The 16,696-nt window shown below is 64.5% G+C and carries 13 protein-coding genes and 1 tRNA gene; 6 read left to right on the top strand and 8 right to left on the bottom strand.

Features of this window, described 5'->3' with window-relative positions:
* Positions 1-24: 24 nt before the first annotated feature.
* On the bottom strand, positions 25-1,656 hold the full coding sequence (locus tag D4754_RS06930; protein WP_121062160.1) for a thiamine pyrophosphate-binding protein: 1,632 nt from the start codon (positions 1,654-1,656) through the stop codon (positions 25-27).
* A 245-nt stretch (positions 1,657-1,901) separates the two neighbouring features.
* On the opposite strand from D4754_RS06930, the gene D4754_RS06935 reads away from it, so the two are divergent.
* Positions 1,902-3,101: an efflux RND transporter periplasmic adaptor subunit gene (locus tag D4754_RS06935; RefSeq protein ID WP_121062161.1), complete on the top strand. Its 1,200-nt coding sequence runs from the start codon at positions 1,902-1,904 to the stop codon at positions 3,099-3,101.
* Between the two features lie 5 nt (positions 3,102-3,106).
* On the top strand, positions 3,107-6,268 hold the full coding sequence (locus D4754_RS06940; RefSeq protein WP_121062162.1) for an efflux RND transporter permease subunit: 3,162 nt from the start codon (positions 3,107-3,109) through the stop codon (positions 6,266-6,268).
* Between the two features lie 36 nt (positions 6,269-6,304).
* Here the strand turns inward: D4754_RS06940 and D4754_RS06945 are convergent, their stop codons facing one another.
* From D4754_RS06945 to D4754_RS06975, 7 genes are all read right to left on the bottom strand, one after another.
* Positions 6,305-6,769, bottom strand: a complete 465-nt coding sequence (locus tag D4754_RS06945; RefSeq protein WP_121062163.1) for a DUF697 domain-containing protein — start codon at positions 6,767-6,769, stop codon at positions 6,305-6,307.
* A gap of 90 nt (positions 6,770-6,859) precedes the next feature.
* Complete coding sequence (locus tag D4754_RS06950; RefSeq protein WP_163025806.1) at positions 6,860-7,336, bottom strand: acyl-CoA thioesterase; 477 nt, start codon at positions 7,334-7,336, stop codon at positions 6,860-6,862.
* Between the two features lie 70 nt (positions 7,337-7,406).
* Positions 7,407-8,114, bottom strand: coding sequence for an ABC transporter ATP-binding protein (locus D4754_RS06955; RefSeq protein ID WP_338031142.1), 708 nt, complete (start codon positions 8,112-8,114; stop codon positions 7,407-7,409).
* Complete coding sequence (locus D4754_RS06960) at positions 8,111-8,854, bottom strand: ABC transporter ATP-binding protein (protein WP_121062166.1); 744 nt, start codon at positions 8,852-8,854, stop codon at positions 8,111-8,113. Before D4754_RS06960 ends, D4754_RS06955 begins: the two co-directional genes overlap by 4 nt.
* Complete coding sequence (locus tag D4754_RS06965) at positions 8,851-9,816, bottom strand: branched-chain amino acid ABC transporter permease (RefSeq protein ID WP_121062167.1); 966 nt, start codon at positions 9,814-9,816, stop codon at positions 8,851-8,853. Before D4754_RS06965 ends, D4754_RS06960 begins: the two co-directional genes overlap by 4 nt.
* Positions 9,816-10,739, bottom strand: a complete 924-nt coding sequence (locus D4754_RS06970; protein ID WP_121062168.1) for a branched-chain amino acid ABC transporter permease — start codon at positions 10,737-10,739, stop codon at positions 9,816-9,818. The genes D4754_RS06965 and D4754_RS06970 overlap by 1 nt, the downstream gene beginning before the upstream one ends.
* A 90-nt stretch (positions 10,740-10,829) precedes the next feature.
* Positions 10,830-12,023, bottom strand: coding sequence for an ABC transporter substrate-binding protein (locus D4754_RS06975; RefSeq protein WP_240453781.1), 1,194 nt, complete (start codon positions 12,021-12,023; stop codon positions 10,830-10,832).
* Positions 12,024-12,377: 354 nt separating this feature from the next.
* On the opposite strand from D4754_RS06975, the gene D4754_RS06980 reads away from it, so the two are divergent.
* The 4 genes from D4754_RS06980 (at position 12,378) to urtB (ending at position 16,695) form a co-directional block, all read left to right on the top strand.
* Positions 12,378-12,800, top strand: coding sequence for an acyl-CoA thioesterase (locus D4754_RS06980; RefSeq protein ID WP_163025807.1), 423 nt, complete (start codon positions 12,378-12,380; stop codon positions 12,798-12,800).
* 47 nt (positions 12,801-12,847) lie between these two features.
* Positions 12,848-12,921: transfer RNA gene (locus tag D4754_RS06985), tRNA-Gly, on the top strand.
* Positions 12,922-13,380: 459 nt separating this feature from the next.
* Positions 13,381-14,670, top strand: coding sequence for an urea ABC transporter substrate-binding protein (gene urtA, locus D4754_RS06990; protein WP_121062170.1), 1,290 nt, complete (start codon positions 13,381-13,383; stop codon positions 14,668-14,670).
* A gap of 60 nt (positions 14,671-14,730) precedes the next feature.
* The gene (urtB, locus tag D4754_RS06995; protein ID WP_121062171.1) at positions 14,731-16,695 is read left to right on the top strand and encodes an urea ABC transporter permease subunit UrtB; all 1,965 of its coding nucleotides are present in this window, start codon (positions 14,731-14,733) and stop codon (positions 16,693-16,695) included.
* Position 16,696: the final 1 nt, after the last annotated feature.

Below are 16,696 nucleotides of genomic sequence, written 5' to 3' on the forward strand. Positions count from 1 at the left end.
GCGCTTGGCGGAGACTCCGGCCGTTCAGATCCGCCCGTCGTAACTCCCGCGCTCGATTTCCACCGCGATCACGGTGAACCGGTCGGTCGTCAGCGCATCGGTCAACGCCGCGCGCAAACCGGCCCGATCCCGGACCGTCACGCCTTCCCCGCCGAAAGCCCGCCCCATGGCCGCGTAATCGTGGCGGGCGAAGTCGACACCGGTATTGGCCATCTGCCGCTGTCTCTGTTTCAGTTCGATCAGCGCAAGGCTCGCATCGACAAAGACCACGAAGATCGGCGCCAGCCCCATCTCGGCCGCTGTCGCCAGTTCGCCCGCGACCATCAGGAACCCGGCATCGCCTGAAAAGCTCACCACCGGCCGATCCGGGCTTGCCAGCTTCAGCCCCATCGCCAGCGGGACCGCGCAGCCCATCGTGCAGAGCCCCGAGGATTGCACCAGCGCCTTCGGCTCAGGGCACTCCCACATCTGCGACAGCAGGATCCGATGCGCGCCACTGTCCGCGGTGGCCAGCGTGTCCGCGGGCAACACCGCCCGCGCTTCCTCGATGGCGGCGGCCGGTCCCCAGTCATCCCCGGCCGTAAAGGCGCGTCCCAGCGCTGCCTTCACCTCCCCGGGCTCTCCCCCCGACCACGTCCGGCGCGCCGGAATACCACTGGCCAGCACTTCCAGCGTTGCCCCGGCATCGGCAACGAGGTTCAGCGAGGCCTGGTGCATGTAATGCGTGTTGGGCACCGCCGGGATGTCGACGACGCGTTGCACGGCCGGGTCCCAGATCTCGCGCCAGCCGGCACGCATCTCGATCGGATCGTAGCCGATCAGGAAGATCGTGTCGGCCTGCCGCACAAGCGGCAGCAGGTGCCCGTCGGCCAGCGGCGACAGCCCTGCGCCGCCCAGCGCCAGCGGATGATCTTCAGGCAGAACTCCCTTGGCCTTGTAGGTCGTGATCGTGGGAATCCCGAAATGTTCGACAAAGGCCCGCGCGATGGACGACCCACCGCCGGTCAGCACATCCAGCCCGATGATCGCCAGGGGCCGCTCGGCCGTCTGCAACCACTCCCGCGCCTGCGCCAGCGCTGCGCCCGAGGGCTGGACTGGCGCCTCAATCCCCCGCCGCCGCCGGACAACCGGCGCCGCGGGGGCATCGGCCACGCCGATGGGCACGTCGATATGCACCGGCCCCTGCCGCGGTTCCATCGCGGTGACCACGGCCTTGTCGGCAATCGTGTCGGCGCCGTCGGCGGTCAGCCGGAAGCTGGCCTTCGTCACCTCGCGGAACACCGCCTGATGATCCAGCACCTGGTGCGTATAGGTCAGCGCCTCGTCCGCGTCGACGCAGCCGGTCAGCACGATCATCGGCACCCTGTCCTGATGCGCGTTGGCCACCACGTTGACGGCGTTCAGCGCGCCCGGCCCCACCGTCGCGACCAGCACTGCCGGCGCCCCGTTGCGGTGATGCACACCTTCGGCCATGAACCCGCCCGCGTTCTCGTGCTTGACCAGAACGAAGCGGATGCCCGCCCGCTCCAGCGCGTCGACGATGGTCAGAACCTCGCCCCCCGGCATGCCGAAGGCATGACGGCAGCCCGCCTCGTAGAGGCGCCGCGCCACGAGGTCGGCGGCGCGCAGGGTCATGTCGGGGGCCGTGTCGGGCATGCGTAGGATCTCCGGAACATGGATGAGGCAGCAAATCACCGCCGCCTGCAGGATGCCGCAGCGCGGCGCCTGCGCAAAGGAGCTTCACGCCAGTGTGACGGGCCGTGCACATCGGTCGCAGGCCGGACAGGGCGCCGCATCGCGGCGCCCAGGCTTTGAGAAATGTTACCTGAAAAAGCTCGCGATGTGGCCGGCGCGGCGCTACCAAGTAAGGGAATTCCGGAACCACCCGACAGGATATCGCCATGCCCATCGCCCATCGGACCCGTGCGTCGCAGCTGATCGGCCGGCTTGCGGCAGCGGCCCTTGCCGGCATGCTCGCCGCGACCGCGGTCGCCCAGCCCGCCCCGCCCAAGGTCGTCACGGCCCCTGTTGTCAGCCGCGAGATCGCGCAGGAGGCCGAGTTCATCGGCCGGGGCGAGGCCATCGACAAGGTCGACCTGACGGCCCGTGTCAGCGGCTACCTGAAAAGCCAGAACGCGCCCAGCGGAACCAACGTGAAAAGGGGCGACCTGCTGTTCCAGATCGACAGCGACATGTACCAGGCGGTGCTGGAAGCGCGGCAGGCCGATGTGGCACAGGCCAAGGCCAGCCTTGAAAACGCGCAGCTGGACCTGAAGCGCAAACAGGAACTGCTGACACGCCAGACCGTGTCCCAGGCCGATGTCGATACCGCCACGGCCGCCGAAAAGGTCGCCGCAGCACAGGTCGCCGCGGCCGAAGCCGCGGCCCGGCAGGCCCAGCTCGATGTCAGCTATACCAAGATCACCGCCCCCTTCGACGGCCGGATCGGCCGCGCGCAGGTCAGCGTCGGCGCGCTGATCAGCCCGACATCGGGTCCGCTGGCAACACTTGTGAAGGAAGCGCCGATCTATGTCGCATTTTCGGTCAGCGACCGGACGCTGATCGATGTCATGCAGCAGGTCGGCACGACCTCCCCCCAGGTGCCCGACGGTGGCGCCGGGGCGAAAGTCTATGTGGAGCTTGCGAACGGCACCCGCCTGAAGCAACCGGGCAAGATCGCCTATATCGACAACCGGATCGACCCGGCCACGGGCGCCATCACCGTGCGGGCGCAGTTCGACAACGAACAGGGCCTGATCTTCGACGGCGGGTTCGTCGATGTCTTCATCCAGTCGGAAACCCCGGTCACGCGCCTGCTTGTGCCGCAGACGGCCATCAGCCGAGATCAGAAGGGCTCGTTCGTTCTCGTGGTGAGCAGCGACAACCTCGTGCAGCAGCGCTATGTCCAGACGGGATCACAGAACGGGACCGATATGGTCATCCTCGACGGGCTGCGCGAGGGCGAGCAGGTGATCATACAGGGCCTGCAGAAGGTCCGGCCCGGCGCGACAGTTGAAACCGTGGCAGCCCCTGCGCCAAACAACGGCACGGACAACACGGCGACCACCGATGCCGCCGCTCCCAAGACCGATAGCGAGTAGCGCGGATGTTCTCGGCCCTTTTCATCGACCGCCCGAAGCTGGCGATGGTCATCTCGCTGGTGCTGACGATCATGGGCGCCATCGGGTACTTCGCCCTGCCCGTCGCCCAGTTCCCCAACATCACGCCGCCGGTCGTGAACGTATCCGCAACTTACACCGGGGCCAGTGCCGAAACGGTCGAAACCTCGGTCGCGGCACCGATCGAGGCGCAGGTGAACGGCGTCGACGGGATGATGTACATGACATCGACCTCGTCGGATTCGGGGTCTTATTCGCTGACCGTCCTGTTCGAGATCGGGACCGATCCCGACATCGCCGCCGTCAACGTGCAGAACCGCGTGGCGCAGGCCACTCCGTCGCTGCCATCCGACGTGACCCAATCGGGCGTGGTGACCGAACTGGCCGCCACCGACATGCTGATGGTCGTGGGGCTGGTGTCGCCCAAGGATTCCTACGACGCGATCTTCCTGTCGAACTATGCCGCGATCAACATCGTCGATGCGCTCTCGCGTGTGGACGGGGTGGGCAAGGTCCAGCTGTTCACGCAGCAGGACTATGCCATGCGGATGTGGCTGAAACCCGACACGATGGCGGGGCTTGGCCTTGTGCCATCGGACGTGATCGCCGCGATCCAGGACCAGAACATCGAAGTCTCGGCTGGCCAGATCGGCGCGCCGCCGATCCCGGAAGGACAGGCCTTCCAGTACACGATCAAGGCGCAGGGGCGGCTGACCACGGCAGAGGAATTCGGCAACATCATCGTGCGCACCGGAGAAAACGGGGCCATCGTGCAGGTCAAGGACATCGCCCGGGTCGAACTGGGTGCCAGCTTCTACGGGGCCTCGGGCCATTACGACGGCCAGCCGGCCACCGTGATGGCGCTTTACCAGACGCCCGGCGCCAATGCGCTGGCGGTGGCCGAGGCGGCCACCGCCGAACTGGAACGGCTGGCCGGGAACTTCCCCGACGATATCGATTACGTCATCCCGATGAACGCGACCGATTTCGTCGTGCAATCGATGAACGACGTGATCCTGACCCTGGGAATGACGTTCGCGCTGGTCGTGGCGGTGGTGTTTGTCTTCCTTGGCAATGCCCGCGCGACGCTGATCCCCATGGTAGCGATCCCCGTGTCGCTGATCGGCACGCTGGCCTTCCTGCTGGTTTTTGGCATGTCGCTCAACACGATTTCCATGTTCGCGCTGGTGCTGGCCATCGGCATCGTCGTGGATGACGCGATTATCGTCGTGGAAAACGTCGAACGCATCATGCGCGAGGAAGGGCTGGATGCCCGGGCCGCCACCCGCAAGGCGATGGGCCAGATCACCGGGCCCATCATCGCCACGTCGCTGGTATTGCTGGCCGTCTTCGCGCCCGTGGGCTTCATGCCCGGCATCGCGGGCAAGCTCTATTCCCAGTTCGCGGTCACGATCTCGGTCGCGGTCGTGATTTCGTCCATCAACGCGCTGACCCTGTCGCCCGCGCTGGCAGCACTGGTGCTGAAACCGTCGAGCGAACCGAAGGGCCTTCTGGCCGTCTTCGAGCGCGCCATCAGCGGGATGCGGTCGGTCTACGTGGGCATTGTTCGAACGATCCTGCGGGTCTCCATCGTGGCGCTTGTTGCCGTGGCCGGGCTGGCGGCAGCGACAACATTCCTGCTGGACCGCACGTCGACAGGGTTCATCCCGCTGGAAGACAACGGCATCCTTTTCGTCGACATGCAGCTCCCCGATGCGGCGGCATTGGACCGGACCGAAGCCGTCGCCCGCCGCGTGGCCCAAGACGTGGCCGGCATCGACGGCGTGCGCAGCACGGTGCAGGTCTCGGGCTACAGCTTCCTGAACGGACAGGCGCCCAACGCGGCCATGGTGATCGTCGACCTTAAACCATGGGACGATCGGCAGACCGAGGCGCTGAGCGCGCAAGGCATCCTCGACCAGATCAACGCCATCGCGGCGCAGGAGGTTTCCGCCCGCATCGTCGCCTTCAACCCGCCGCCGATCCCGGGGCTGGGTCTGAGTTCCGGGGTCGAGATGCAGGTGCAGCAGACAGATGGCGGCACTCCGCAGGATCTGGCCGCGGCCGTGGGGTCGCTCGTCTATGCCGCCAACCAGCGGTCCGAAATCGCGCAGAGCTATTCCAGCTTCTCGGCCGCCGTGCCGCAGATCCAGCTGGATCTCGACCGCGAGAAGGCCAAGCTGCTGGGCGTGGCCGTGTCGGACGTGTTCCTGACGCTGCAAAGCTACCTGGGTTCGTTCTACGTCAACGACTTCAACCGCTTCGGCCGGGTCTACCGCGTGATGATCCAGGCGGAAGGCGCCTATCGCGACAAGATCGAGGATATCGACAGCCTGTATGTCCGCTCCGCCGGCGGCGACATGGTGCGCCTGTCCACGCTGGTCGAGGTCAAGGACGTGCTGGGCCCGTCGACCCTGACGCGGCACAACCAGTTCCGGTCGGCCTCGGTCACCGGGGTGCAGGCCGAAGGGCTGTCCACGGGCGATGCGATCCGGGTGATGGAGGAAGTGGCCCAGACCGCCCTGCCCGACGGCTACACCTACCAGTGGACCGGCGCGGCACTGCAGCAGCAGGGCACGTCGGGCACTATCCTAGCGCTTCTGGGGCTGGCGATCCTGTTCGGCTACCTGTTCCTTGTGGGCCAGTACGAAAGCTGGACCATGCCGATGGCGATCATCCTGTCGGTGCTAGTGGCGCTGTTCGGGGCCGTGGCCGCGGTGGCTGTCGCGGGGAGCGACATCAACCTCTATACCCAGATCGGGATGATCATGCTTGTGGGGATGGCGTCGAAGAACGGCATCCTGATCGTGGAATTCGCGATGCAGGAGCGCGCCACCGGCAAGACCATTTCCGAAGCCGCCGCCATCGCCGCGCACCAGCGGTTCCGCGCGGTGATGATGACGGCGCTGTCGTTCCTTCTGGGTGTGGTACCGCTGGTCATCGCATCGGGCGCGGGTGCTGCCAGCCAGAAGGCGCTGGGGATCGCCGTCTTCGGCGGCATGCTCGCCGCTGCCACACTTGGTGTGCTGGTGGTGCCGGGGCTGTTCGCCGTGATGCAATGGTCGCGCGAGACGGTGAAATCGAAGCTGGGCGTCGGCAAGGCAGCGCCGGAGGATACTGTCGCGAGCCAGCCGTCGTCCGGGACATAAGGAGGCGTTCGGAGAGGTTCATGCGCGCCGGGATTTCTAGTCCGTCGCGAGCCCTTCCGCGACGGTCTTCCCCGTGTCGAACAACGCCTCGAGCGCCGCTTTCTCCGCCGTCGGATCAAGGTTGAGAACGGTCCCGCCCTGCGCAAGGTGATCCGCGAACACGTGTCCGACCGAGTGGGTCGCGGCACCGGCAAGGATCTTGATCTCGCTTGCATTGCCGGTGTCCGGAGGAGGCTTCGACGGGGTGGTATCATCCTTCGCAGCCAGTTCGGGAGCAATATGTTCGAGCAACGCCCGGATCAGTCGGCGCGCGGTTTCTGTCTGGAACTCGGTATCGTAGAGCTCGCACAGCTGGAAAGTCATCCTCGTCTGCACACCCAGAATGGCGGCGGCGTAGATGTTCCACACCGGAAACGTGGCCGACGCCATCGCAGTCTCGACGCCGGACCGGACGATCGCGTCGGCACTGGCGTTGCGGTTGTCTTCGGTCGTGTGGTTCATGGATACCCCCCCGAGTGAACGGAAACAGAGTTCCGCGCACAGCTCAATGCGTTGACGGCCGAAAAGTGCATCGCTGGCGCAGGACAGGCCCTAGCCTTCCTGGACAGCCCTGTCCCGCGACCGGAAATCTTCAACGATGTTCGCCGGGATCGGGAAGCGGCCCGCGCCGTCCCGCATAAGGAACACGATCACGCAGGACATCGTCGCCCGGCATGTACCGCCCGCCCAGATCTGCTGGTCGCAGGTGTAGGACGACGTGCGGAACTTCGCGATGCGGCAGGTGGCGACATAGCTTTCACCGCGCAGCGTCTCCTGCAGGAACCTGAGCGAGAAGGAATGCACAACGCCGCGGGGCCTGTCTTCGCCCCAGACAGGCATCAGGAACCGGGTGTTGTATTCGACACGCAGCGTTTCGAACCATTCCACGTAGGCCTTGTTGTTCACGTGGTTCTGATTGTCGAGCTCGGCAAAGCGGACCCTGTCGGCAATGGCCAGCGGCTGCGCTTCGGGGAGACCGAAGGCAAGTTGTTCTTCAGGTGTCAGCGGGGTGTTGTAGCGAATGTCCATCGCACGCGGATTAGCCCCGCGCCAACCATTGCTCAAGCGGCGTTGCAACGCGCCCGGCCCACCTGTGGCGTCAGAAGCCCAGGTAACGCTGCCGCACCTCGGCATCCGCCTGAAGCTGGACGCCGGTGCCCGCCCATTCCACCTGCCCCCGCTGGACGATGAAATGCCGGTCGGCGATGCGCAGAAGGTCCGACAGATTCTTGTCCACCACAAGGATCGACATGCCCTGCTTGCGGATTTCCGTCAGGGCCGCCCAGATCTTCTGGCGCACCAGCGGCGCCAGCCCTTCGGTCGCCTCGTCAAGGATCAGAAGCCGCGGGTTGGTCATCAGCGCGCGGCCGATGGCCAGCATCTGCTGTTCGCCCCCGGACAGAAGGTTGCCCATCGACCCGGTTCGCGCCTCAAGCTCCGGGAACAGCGTGAAGACGCGGTCGATCGTCCACGGATCGGCCAGCCCCAGATGGTTCGACGCGGTAGCCACTAGGTTTTCCATCATCGACAGGTTCGGGAAAATCTGCCTTCCTTCGGGCACCAGCCCCAGCCCGAGGTTGGCGATGCGATAGCTGTCGCGGCCCACCAGTTCTTCTCCCTCGAAGGCGATGGAGCCTCCGGTCGCCTTCACGATCCCCATGATCGTGTTGATCGTTGTGGTCTTGCCCATGCCGTTGCGGCCCAGAAGCGTGCCGACCTGCCCCGCCTCAAGGCTGAAATCCATGCCGAAGAGCGCCTGCGACGTGCCGTAATGCGCGGTGAGGCCGGTGACCTTCAGCATCGTCATTCCTCACCCAGGTAGGCGTGCTGCACGGCCTCGTTCGCGCGGATCTCGTCCGGTGTGCCGGTGGCGATGATGTGGCCGTAGACCAGCACGGAAATCCTGTCGGCCAGCGCAAAGACCGCGTCCATGTCGTGTTCGATCAGCAGGATCGAATGGCGGCCCTTGATGGAGCGCAACAGCTCCACCATCTGCACCGATTCCTCGGCCCCCAGCCCGGCCATCGGTTCGTCCAGCAGCATCAGTTCGGCCTTGGCGCCCAGAGCTATGGCGATCTCCATCTTCCGGTGTTCGCCATGGGACAGTGCGACGGTGGGCCTGTCAGCCTTGTCCGCCAACCCGACCCGGTCCAGTAGCGCTAGCGCGCCGTCGCGCAGGGCCTTGTCCTTGCGCACGGCGCGAATGAAGCGGAAGGAATGGCCCTGCTTGGCCCGCAGCGCCAGGGTGACATTGTCGATGACGCTCATCTCCATCACCAGCGAGGTGATCTGGAACGACCGCGCGATGCCCAAGGGCGCGCGCCTGTAGGCCGGCAGCCGGGTGATGTCGCGGTCCTTGTAGGTAATGCGGCCCGTGTCCGGGAATTGCAGGCCCGACAACTGGCCGATCAGCGTTGTCTTGCCCGCGCCGTTGGGGCCGATGATGGCGTGCAGTTCGCCCGTTTCGACGCCAAGCGTCAGGTTGTCGGTCGCCGTGATGCCGCCGAAGCTCTTGTTCAGGCCGTCCACGCGCAGGATCTGGGTCATTCGCCCTCCCCCTTCTTGCCGGACAGCAGCCCCGTCAGCCCGCCGCGGATGTACAGGACGACAAGGATCAGGAAGAGACCGAAGGGCAGATGCCAGTAGACGGTCCAGGAGGACAGCACTTCCTCGAGCACGATGAACATCGTGGCACCGATGATCGGACCCGCGAGTGTCGAGGCGCCGCCAAGGATGACCATGAACATCAGCTCGCCCGACCGCGTCCAGTCCATCATCTCGGGGCTAATGAACGTGGTGAAGTTGCCCAGCAGCGCGCCGGCATAGCCGCAGATCGCGCCCGAGATCACGTAGGCCACCAGCTGGTAGGCGTAGACGTTGTAGCCCAGCGTCGCCATCCGTTCTTCATTGCCCTTGCCGCCCTGCAGGACCATCCCGAAGCGCGACCGCACGATCATCCGCACGAACAGGACAACGACCAGCAGCGACACCCAGCACAGCCCGTACAGCTGCAGCGGATCGTCCAGATCGATCAGCGGGAATTCCGACCGCGTGTCGATGACCAGCCCGTCATCCCCGCCATATTCCTCGATCGACACGATGCCGTAGTAGATCATCTGCGCGAAGGCCATCGTGATCATGATGAAGTAGACGCCGCGCGTCCGCAGGCAGATCATCCCCGTGATCAGCGCGAAGAAGGCGGTGACGCCGATGGCCAGCCCGAACTGCGTGAACCCGTTGGTGACGGCGATGGCGTCCATGCCCCCGTACAGCCAGTGATAGGCCGGGATGCCCACGGCATAGGCCCCCAAGCCAACGAAAGCGGCGTGGCCGAAGGACACGAGGCCCCCGAAGCCCAGCACAAGGTTCAGCGAACTGGCGGCGATGGCCAGGATCACCAGCCGCGTGGCGAGATCCATCCAGAAATACTGCCCCGTCCAGATGAACAGGGGCGGCAGCACCGCCAGCAGGGCCAGCATGATGACGGCGATCCAGTCCTGTCGTGTCATCAGCGCACCTTCGGAGGGAAAAGGCCCTGCGGGCGGAAGGCCAGCACCGCGGCCATGATGATGTAGATGAGCATCGCCGAAATGGCGGGCGCCGCGTTCTCCGCCGCCTCGGACGACATCACCAGCTTGAAGAGGTCATCGATGAAGGACCGCCCCAGCGTGTCGATCAGACCGATCAGGATCGCGGCGACAAAGGCGCCCTTCATCGATCCGATGCCGCCCACGATGATCACCACGAAGGCTGTGATGATGATCGAATGGCCCATGCCGATGGACGCCTCGGTAATCGGCGCGATCAGCATTCCGGCCAATCCCGCCAGCGCGGCCCCAAGGGCGAAGACAAGCGAGAACAGAAGCTGGATGTTGATCCCCAGGGCCGACACCATCGTCCGGTTCGATGCACCCGCCCGGATCAGCATGCCCAGCCGCGTGTAGTTCACCAGCCAGAAGAGCCCCCCTGCCGCCGCCAGCCCGGCACCGATGATCACCAGCCGGAAGGTCGGGATCTGGATGCCGCCGGGAAGGGTCGTCTGGCCGTTCAGGCTGTCGGGCAAGGGCACCGACATGCCGGCCGGACCCCAGATCATGTGGGCCAGAGTCTCGAACACAAGGATCAGGCCGAAGGTCGCCAGCACCTGGTCCAGATGCCCGCGCGAATAAAGCGGCCGGGCCACCGTGCGTTCGACGACAAGTCCCACAACCGCCGTCAGCGGCAGCGCCAGCAGCACCGCCAGAACGAAATTGCCAAGCGCATAGGTCAGCGAGGCGCAGATGAAGGCGCCCACCATGTAAAGCGCCGCATGGGCAAGGTTTACGAAATCCAGAATGCCGAAGACCAGCGTCAGGCCCGACGCGACAAGGAACAGCAAAAGCCCCAGCTGCACGCCGTTCAATGTCTGGATGATGAGCAGCGATGCGTCCACGCGCGTCTCCTGTCCCGCTCTGAAATGACCGGCCCGGCGGCAGAAAGCCGGCCGGAAAGCTCCGGCCGGCCCTGTTTCAGATCACCGAAATCAGTTCAGTTTGCACTCGGCGGCATAGCTGTCCTGATGGTCTTCGAAGACGGTGCTGACGACCTTGGTGGTCCACTTGCCATCGTCATCGGCAACCACTTCGCGCAGGTAGAAATCCTGGATCGGCATGTTGTTGTTGCCGAATTTGAAATCTCCGCGAACGCTGTCGAAATCGGCGGCCTTCAGACCGGCACGCAGGGCGTCCGTGTCGTCCATGTTGCCGCCCGCGGCCTCGATCGCCGAAGCGATCAGCATGATCGCGTCATAGGATTGCGCGGCGTAGAACGACGGATAGGTGCCGTACTTGGCCTTGAAGTCGTCGACGAACTTCTTGTTGGCGGCATTGTCCAGCGTCGGGTCCCATTGCTGCGTGGTGCGCGACCCCATGATGGCGCCAAGCCCCGCATCCTGCAGCTTGGGCAGGCTGAGCGCATCGACCGTGAACACCGAATAAAGCGGCAGCTTGTCGGCCAGACCCGCCTGATCGTACTGCTTGGCAAAGGCCGCGCCTGCCCCGCCGGGATAGAAAACAAAGATCCCTTCGGCGCCCGACGCTTCGGCCTTGGCCAGTTCGGCCGAGAAATCAAGCTGCGCATCGGCGCCCCACTTCGTCAGGTCCTTGCCCTTGATCTCGCCCTTGTAGGTCCGCTCCACGCCTTCGACCATGTCCTTGCCCGCGGCATAGTTGGGCGCCATGATATAAAGCGATTTCACGCCCTGCTGGTTCAGAACCTCGCCCATGGCCATCGGTGTCTGGTCGTTCTGCCACGAGGTGGAAAAATAGTTCTCGTCACACAGCTTGCCGGCCATCTGGCTGGGCCCCGCATTGGCCGAGATCAGGAACTTGCCGCCATCCAGCGCCGACTTGCGCGAGGCCAGCAGGACATGGCTCCAGATGAAGCCGGTGACGAAATCGACATCGTCCTGCTTCACCAGCTTGTCGGTGGCCTGCTTGCCGGTTTCGGGTGCGAAGCCGTCATCGGCGAAGATGATCTCCAGATCCGTGTCGCCGGCCTTGCCGCCCAGGTGTTCCCTGGCCAGTTCGGCGGCGTTCTTCATGTCGTTGCCGATCACCGCGGCGGGGGTGGTCAGCGTTGTGACGAACCCGATCTTGGCGGTGTCTGCCAGCGCCGGTTGCAGGCCCATGGACCCGGCCAGCGTGGCCGCGACGGCAGCTTGTGCAAGATATTTCATGTGTTCTCCCTCTCATGCGTTGTTGATTATTTATGTCTGGATCTTCTGGGTGGATCCGTTTCGCATGACACAATAGCTTCTACACAGCGTGGCAGATTTGTGTCAAACGGCGCGAAGCCCTGTCACGGGTCGAAACCGGGTCTCTGTCGCTCCCCTTTGTGTCGCCCTGCAACGGGCCGCCTCATGCACTATCGTGAAGGGCGTTCCGGACGGCGCAAGACGCAACCTTTGCGGATCTGGACCGGACTGTTGCATCCGCCCATAATCGAGTCAAACCCGCCCTACGCGGTGACTTTTTCGGCCAGCGCGGGCACAGATCGCGCCACATCGGACACCGACACGGGAGCGCCCGCCATGACCACGACCCAGCCGGATTTCCAGATCGAGGTACCGATCAGTTTCGGCGATTGCGATCCGGCGGGGATCGTCTTCTACCCGAACTATTTCCGCTGGTTCGACCGCTGCTTTCACGCCCTCTTGGCCCAACGCGCAGGCGGGCACCGGGCGCTTTGCGAGAGGCTGGGCGCCATGGGCATCGGGCTGATGGACGCCGGCGCAGGCTTCACCGCCCCCGCGGGAGAGAACGACCTGATGCGGCTGGAGCTTCGGTTCGACGCCTGGGGTGCGAAATCCCTACGGCTGGCCTACAACGGGTTCGTCGGCGACAGGCCCGTCGTGCGCGGGCACGAGGTGCGCGGGCTTTTCGTGATGCGGGAGGGCCGTATGCGGGGCGGAGACATGGCGCCCTTGCGCGAAATTCTGGCACCCGATGCCTGATCTGCTTGACGGCTGACGGGCCTTGCCGTAATCGCTCACGCCACGGCGCGGGTATGGTGAAAAGGTATCACGCGAGCTTCCCAAGCTTAAGTTACGGGTTCGATTCCCGTTACCCGCTCCATGACCTTCCGATGGTCAGTCGCCGCTTATCTCCGATCGCATCGATTCGAGCCCCTTTCGCGGCAACGCGCTGACATATGGCGAAATCCGCATAGAACTCCCCTAAATTGTACAGGCAATGCATCGACAACCTGTCTGTTCGGCGGTGCGTTGCTGCGGGTGCTCGCAGCTTGCCCAACGCGGACCCGCACAAGTCTTGGGCATCCATCCGCTTGCTGATGAAAATTGCGCCGCCACTGCCGAAACATGGCGCGCCGTGCTGAGAGTCCATTCCACGAAGGCTCGAATGTTGTGCATCCAAGAGCAGCCGGCGGGGTTACGCCGGTCTGAAGCGTGCGGTGATGCTCGCCTGCAAGCATCGCACCACCGCACTACGCAACGCATGCGCAAGGGCTTGTTACGGTGCAAGGCACCGTGGCCGCAATGGTCCTGCGCGGGAGAATTGAGGGATAGAATTGCGATGCTGAAAACACTTTTCACGACCTCCGCGGCCGCCGCGCTGATGGCTGCCGGGCTGCCGGCCCTGGCCCAGGACGCGGAGTGCCCGATCAAGGTCGGTGTACTGCACTCGCTTTCCGGGACGATGGCCATTTCGGAAACGACGCTTAAAGACACCATGGAAATGCTGGTGAAGAAGCAGAACGAAGCCGGGGGCGTTCTGGGCTGCGAACTGGAAGCCGTGGTCGTCGACCCCGCCTCCGACTGGCCGCTGTTTGCCGAAAAGGCGCGCGAGTTGCTGACCGTACACGATGTCGACGTGATCTTCGGCAACTGGACCTCCGTCTCGCGGAAATCGGTCCTGCCGGTGATCGAAGAACTGAACGGCCTGCTGTTCTACCCCGTCCAGTACGAGGGCGAGGAATCGTCGAAGAACGTGTTCTACACCGGCGCCGCCCCGAACCAGCAGGCGATCCCGGCCACGGACTACTTCCTGGAAGAACTGGGCGTCGAGAAGTTCGCGCTGCTGGGCACTGATTACGTGTACCCGCGCACCACGAACAACATCCTGGAAAGCTACCTGATTTCGAAGGGCATTCCCGAAGAGGACATCTTCGTGAACTACACCCCCTTCGGTCATTCCGACTGGTCCAAGATCGTGTCGGACGTGGTGGCCCTGGGTGCGGACGGCAAGCAGGTCGGCGTGATCTCGACGATCAACGGCGACGCGAACGTGGGCTTCTACAAGGAGCTGGCGGCACAGGGCGTTTCTGCGGATGACATTCCGGTCGTCGCGTTCTCGGTCGGCGAAGAGGAGCTTTCGGGCCTCGACACGTCGAACCTCGTCGGTCACCTGGCCGCGTGGAACTACTTCATGTCGGCCGACACCCCTGAGAACGAAGAGTTCATCGCGGACTGGAAAGAGTTCATCGGCGATGACAAGCGGGTGACGAACGACCCGATGGAGGCGCATTACATCGGGTTCAACATGTGGAAGAACGCCGTCGAAGACGCCGGCACCACCGATGTCGATGCCGTGCGGGACGCGATGTACGGCCAGGAAGCCCCGAACCTGACGGGCGGGACCGCCACGATGCTGCCGAACCACCACCTGGCCAAGCCGGTGCTGATCGGCGAGATCACCGAGGACGGCCAGTTCGACATCCTGTCCCAGACCGAAGAAGTGCCCGGCGACGCTTGGACCGACTTCCTGCCGGAATCGGCGGTTCTGACCAGCGACTGGAAGGAACTGGGCTGCGGTATGTACAACACCGAGACCAAGTCCTGCGTGCAGATCAAGTCCAACTACTGATGTGACACCGAAACCTGTCCGGGAGCGGCAATCGCTCCCGGATTTCACTTGAGGGTGCACATGCGAATTCTTGCCCGTTTCTTTCTGGCCACCCTGGCCATCTGTCTTTCCCTCCCTGCCCATGCGCAGAACGCGGACGCGCCGATCCAGCAGATCATGCAGGAAAACGGCGCGCTGATCGCCGAAAGCTCGCGCCGGACCATCGGGCCTGCCATCGACGCGCTCGCCGCCAGCGGGCTGCCCGCCGCGCAGATGCTGCTGGAACGCTGGCAGAACAAGGAGCTTTACCTGAACGAGGAGACGGGTCTTTTCGTCTTCGGGGAAGAGGTCGACCGCGACACGCTTCGGATCTTTGCCATCACCGATGGATCCGAAATCGGGGTGGTGCCCGACGACCCGTATGATCAGCTTCGCCCCAATTCTGGCGTGCGCAGCATGATCGGCGCGGCGCTGGTCCAGTTCCAGCTGAACGCTCCCGATGCCGCCACCCGCCTGACCGCGCTCGATGCCATTGCCCGTGATGCCGAGCCTTCGCACCTGACCGCCCTCCGCGCCGCGATCGACAACGAACCCGATGCCGGGGTGAAGGCCAAGAAGGAACGGCTGGAGCGGCTGCTGACCATCCAGTTCGCCGAAGACGACGCCGCCCGGATCGCGGCCATCGAAGGCTTCTCCGGCGATCTGGGCGTGGATGTGCGCGCCACGCTGAACCCTCTGGTCGCGACCCGGTTGGAAGTGTCCGAAACCGAACCCTCGGGCGCCGACATCGCCCGCACCCTGACCCCCGGCACCGATGCGCTGCCGCGCGCGCAGGCCTACAACCTGCTGGTCGAGGAAGGCCTGACCCCGCCTGCCATCACCGCCAGCGACCGCCGCAACGCGCTGATCGCCAATGTCGAGAATGGCTCCGTCGCCGGAATACAGGTGGCCGACCTGAACACCGAAGCCGCGCGCGACCTGGCCTATGCCGAACTCGCCCGCGCCGGAACGGTGGAGCAGCTGGCGACCGAGGCCGACGTGGATCGCGCGCTGGCCGCGCATTTCTTCTTCGAACGGTTCATCGGCGCCTCGCCCGCCGTGGCGCAGGCCGCGCAGGACGCGCTCGCCACGACCGAAATCACGGTGGGCGTCGCCCGCTTCATCGACCTAGTGATGGACGCGCTGTCGCTGGGCTCGATCTATTTCCTGGCCGCCATCGGGCTTGCCATCACCTTCGGCGTGATGCGCGTGATCAACATGGCCCATGGCGAGTTCATCATGATCGGTGCCTACACGGGCTACGTCGTGCAGCTGTTCATCCCGAACTACACGCTGTCGATCGTCGTGGCGCTGCCCCTGGCCTTCGCTGTAACCTTCGCGGCAGGGGTCGCGATGGAGCGGCTGGTGATCCGCTGGCTCTACCACCGTCCGCTTGAGACGCTGCTGGCAACCTTCGGGATCTCCATCGCGCTGCAGCAGATCGCCAAGAACATCTTCGGCACGCAGGCCCGTCCCCTGACGGCGCCCGACTGGCTGAACGGATCGCTGGTGATCAACGATATCGTGTCGATCAGCTATATCCGGATCGCGATCCTTGTGCTGGCATTGCTGTTCCTGGCGCTGTTCCTCTTCGTGATGAACCGCACCCGGCTCGGGCTTGAAGTGCGCGCCGTGACGCAGAACCCGCGGATGGCGGCGTCGATGGGGATCAACCCCGACAAGATCAACATGCTGACCTTCGGGCTCGGCTCCGGCATTGCCGGGATCGCCGGGGTGGCCATCGGGCTTTATGCCAAGGTCACATCGGAGATGGGGCAGGATTACATCGTCCAAAGCTTCATGACCGTGGTGGTCGGCGGCGTAGGCAATATCTGGGGCACGCTGGTGGGGGCTGTCCTTGTCGGATCGGTCCAGAAAGGCATCGAATGGATGACGCCATCGAACACGCTGGCCGCGCAGACCTACATGATCCTCTTCATCATCCTGTTCATCCAGTTCCGGCCACGGGGCATCATCGCCCTCAAGGGCCGCGCGGCGGAGGCGTGAC

Origin of the sequence: Chachezhania antarctica, from assembly GCF_003646465.1 — a bacterium.
Taxonomy (GTDB): Bacteria; Pseudomonadota; Alphaproteobacteria; order Rhodobacterales; family Rhodobacteraceae; genus Chachezhania; species Chachezhania antarctica.

What these genes read in the sequence shown, in the direction of transcription:
- D4754_RS06930 (WP_121062160.1), bottom strand. Translation starts at nt 1,656, where the DNA reads ATGCCCGACACGGCCCCCGACATGACCCTGCGCGCCGCCGACCTCGTG.
- D4754_RS06935 (WP_121062161.1), top strand. Translation starts at nt 1,902, where the DNA reads ATGCCCATCGCCCATCGGACCCGTGCGTCGCAGCTGATCGGCCGGCTT.
- D4754_RS06975 (WP_240453781.1), bottom strand. Translation starts at nt 12,023, where the DNA reads ATGAAATATCTTGCACAAGCTGCCGTCGCGGCCACGCTGGCCGGGTCC.
- D4754_RS06980 (WP_163025807.1), top strand. Translation starts at nt 12,378, where the DNA reads ATGACCACGACCCAGCCGGATTTCCAGATCGAGGTACCGATCAGTTTC.
- urtA (WP_121062170.1), top strand. Translation starts at nt 13,381, where the DNA reads ATGCTGAAAACACTTTTCACGACCTCCGCGGCCGCCGCGCTGATGGCT.
- D4754_RS06950 (WP_163025806.1), bottom strand. Translation starts at nt 7,336, where the DNA reads ATGGACATTCGCTACAACACCCCGCTGACACCTGAAGAACAACTTGCC.
- D4754_RS06960 (WP_121062166.1), bottom strand. Translation starts at nt 8,854, where the DNA reads ATGACCCAGATCCTGCGCGTGGACGGCCTGAACAAGAGCTTCGGCGGC.
- D4754_RS06940 (WP_121062162.1), top strand. Translation starts at nt 3,107, where the DNA reads ATGTTCTCGGCCCTTTTCATCGACCGCCCGAAGCTGGCGATGGTCATC.
- urtB (WP_121062171.1), top strand. Translation starts at nt 14,731, where the DNA reads ATGCGAATTCTTGCCCGTTTCTTTCTGGCCACCCTGGCCATCTGTCTT.
- D4754_RS06945 (WP_121062163.1), bottom strand. Translation starts at nt 6,769, where the DNA reads ATGAACCACACGACCGAAGACAACCGCAACGCCAGTGCCGACGCGATC.
- D4754_RS06965 (WP_121062167.1), bottom strand. Translation starts at nt 9,816, where the DNA reads ATGACACGACAGGACTGGATCGCCGTCATCATGCTGGCCCTGCTGGCG.
- D4754_RS06955 (WP_338031142.1), bottom strand. Translation starts at nt 8,114, where the DNA reads ATGACGATGCTGAAGGTCACCGGCCTCACCGCGCATTACGGCACGTCG.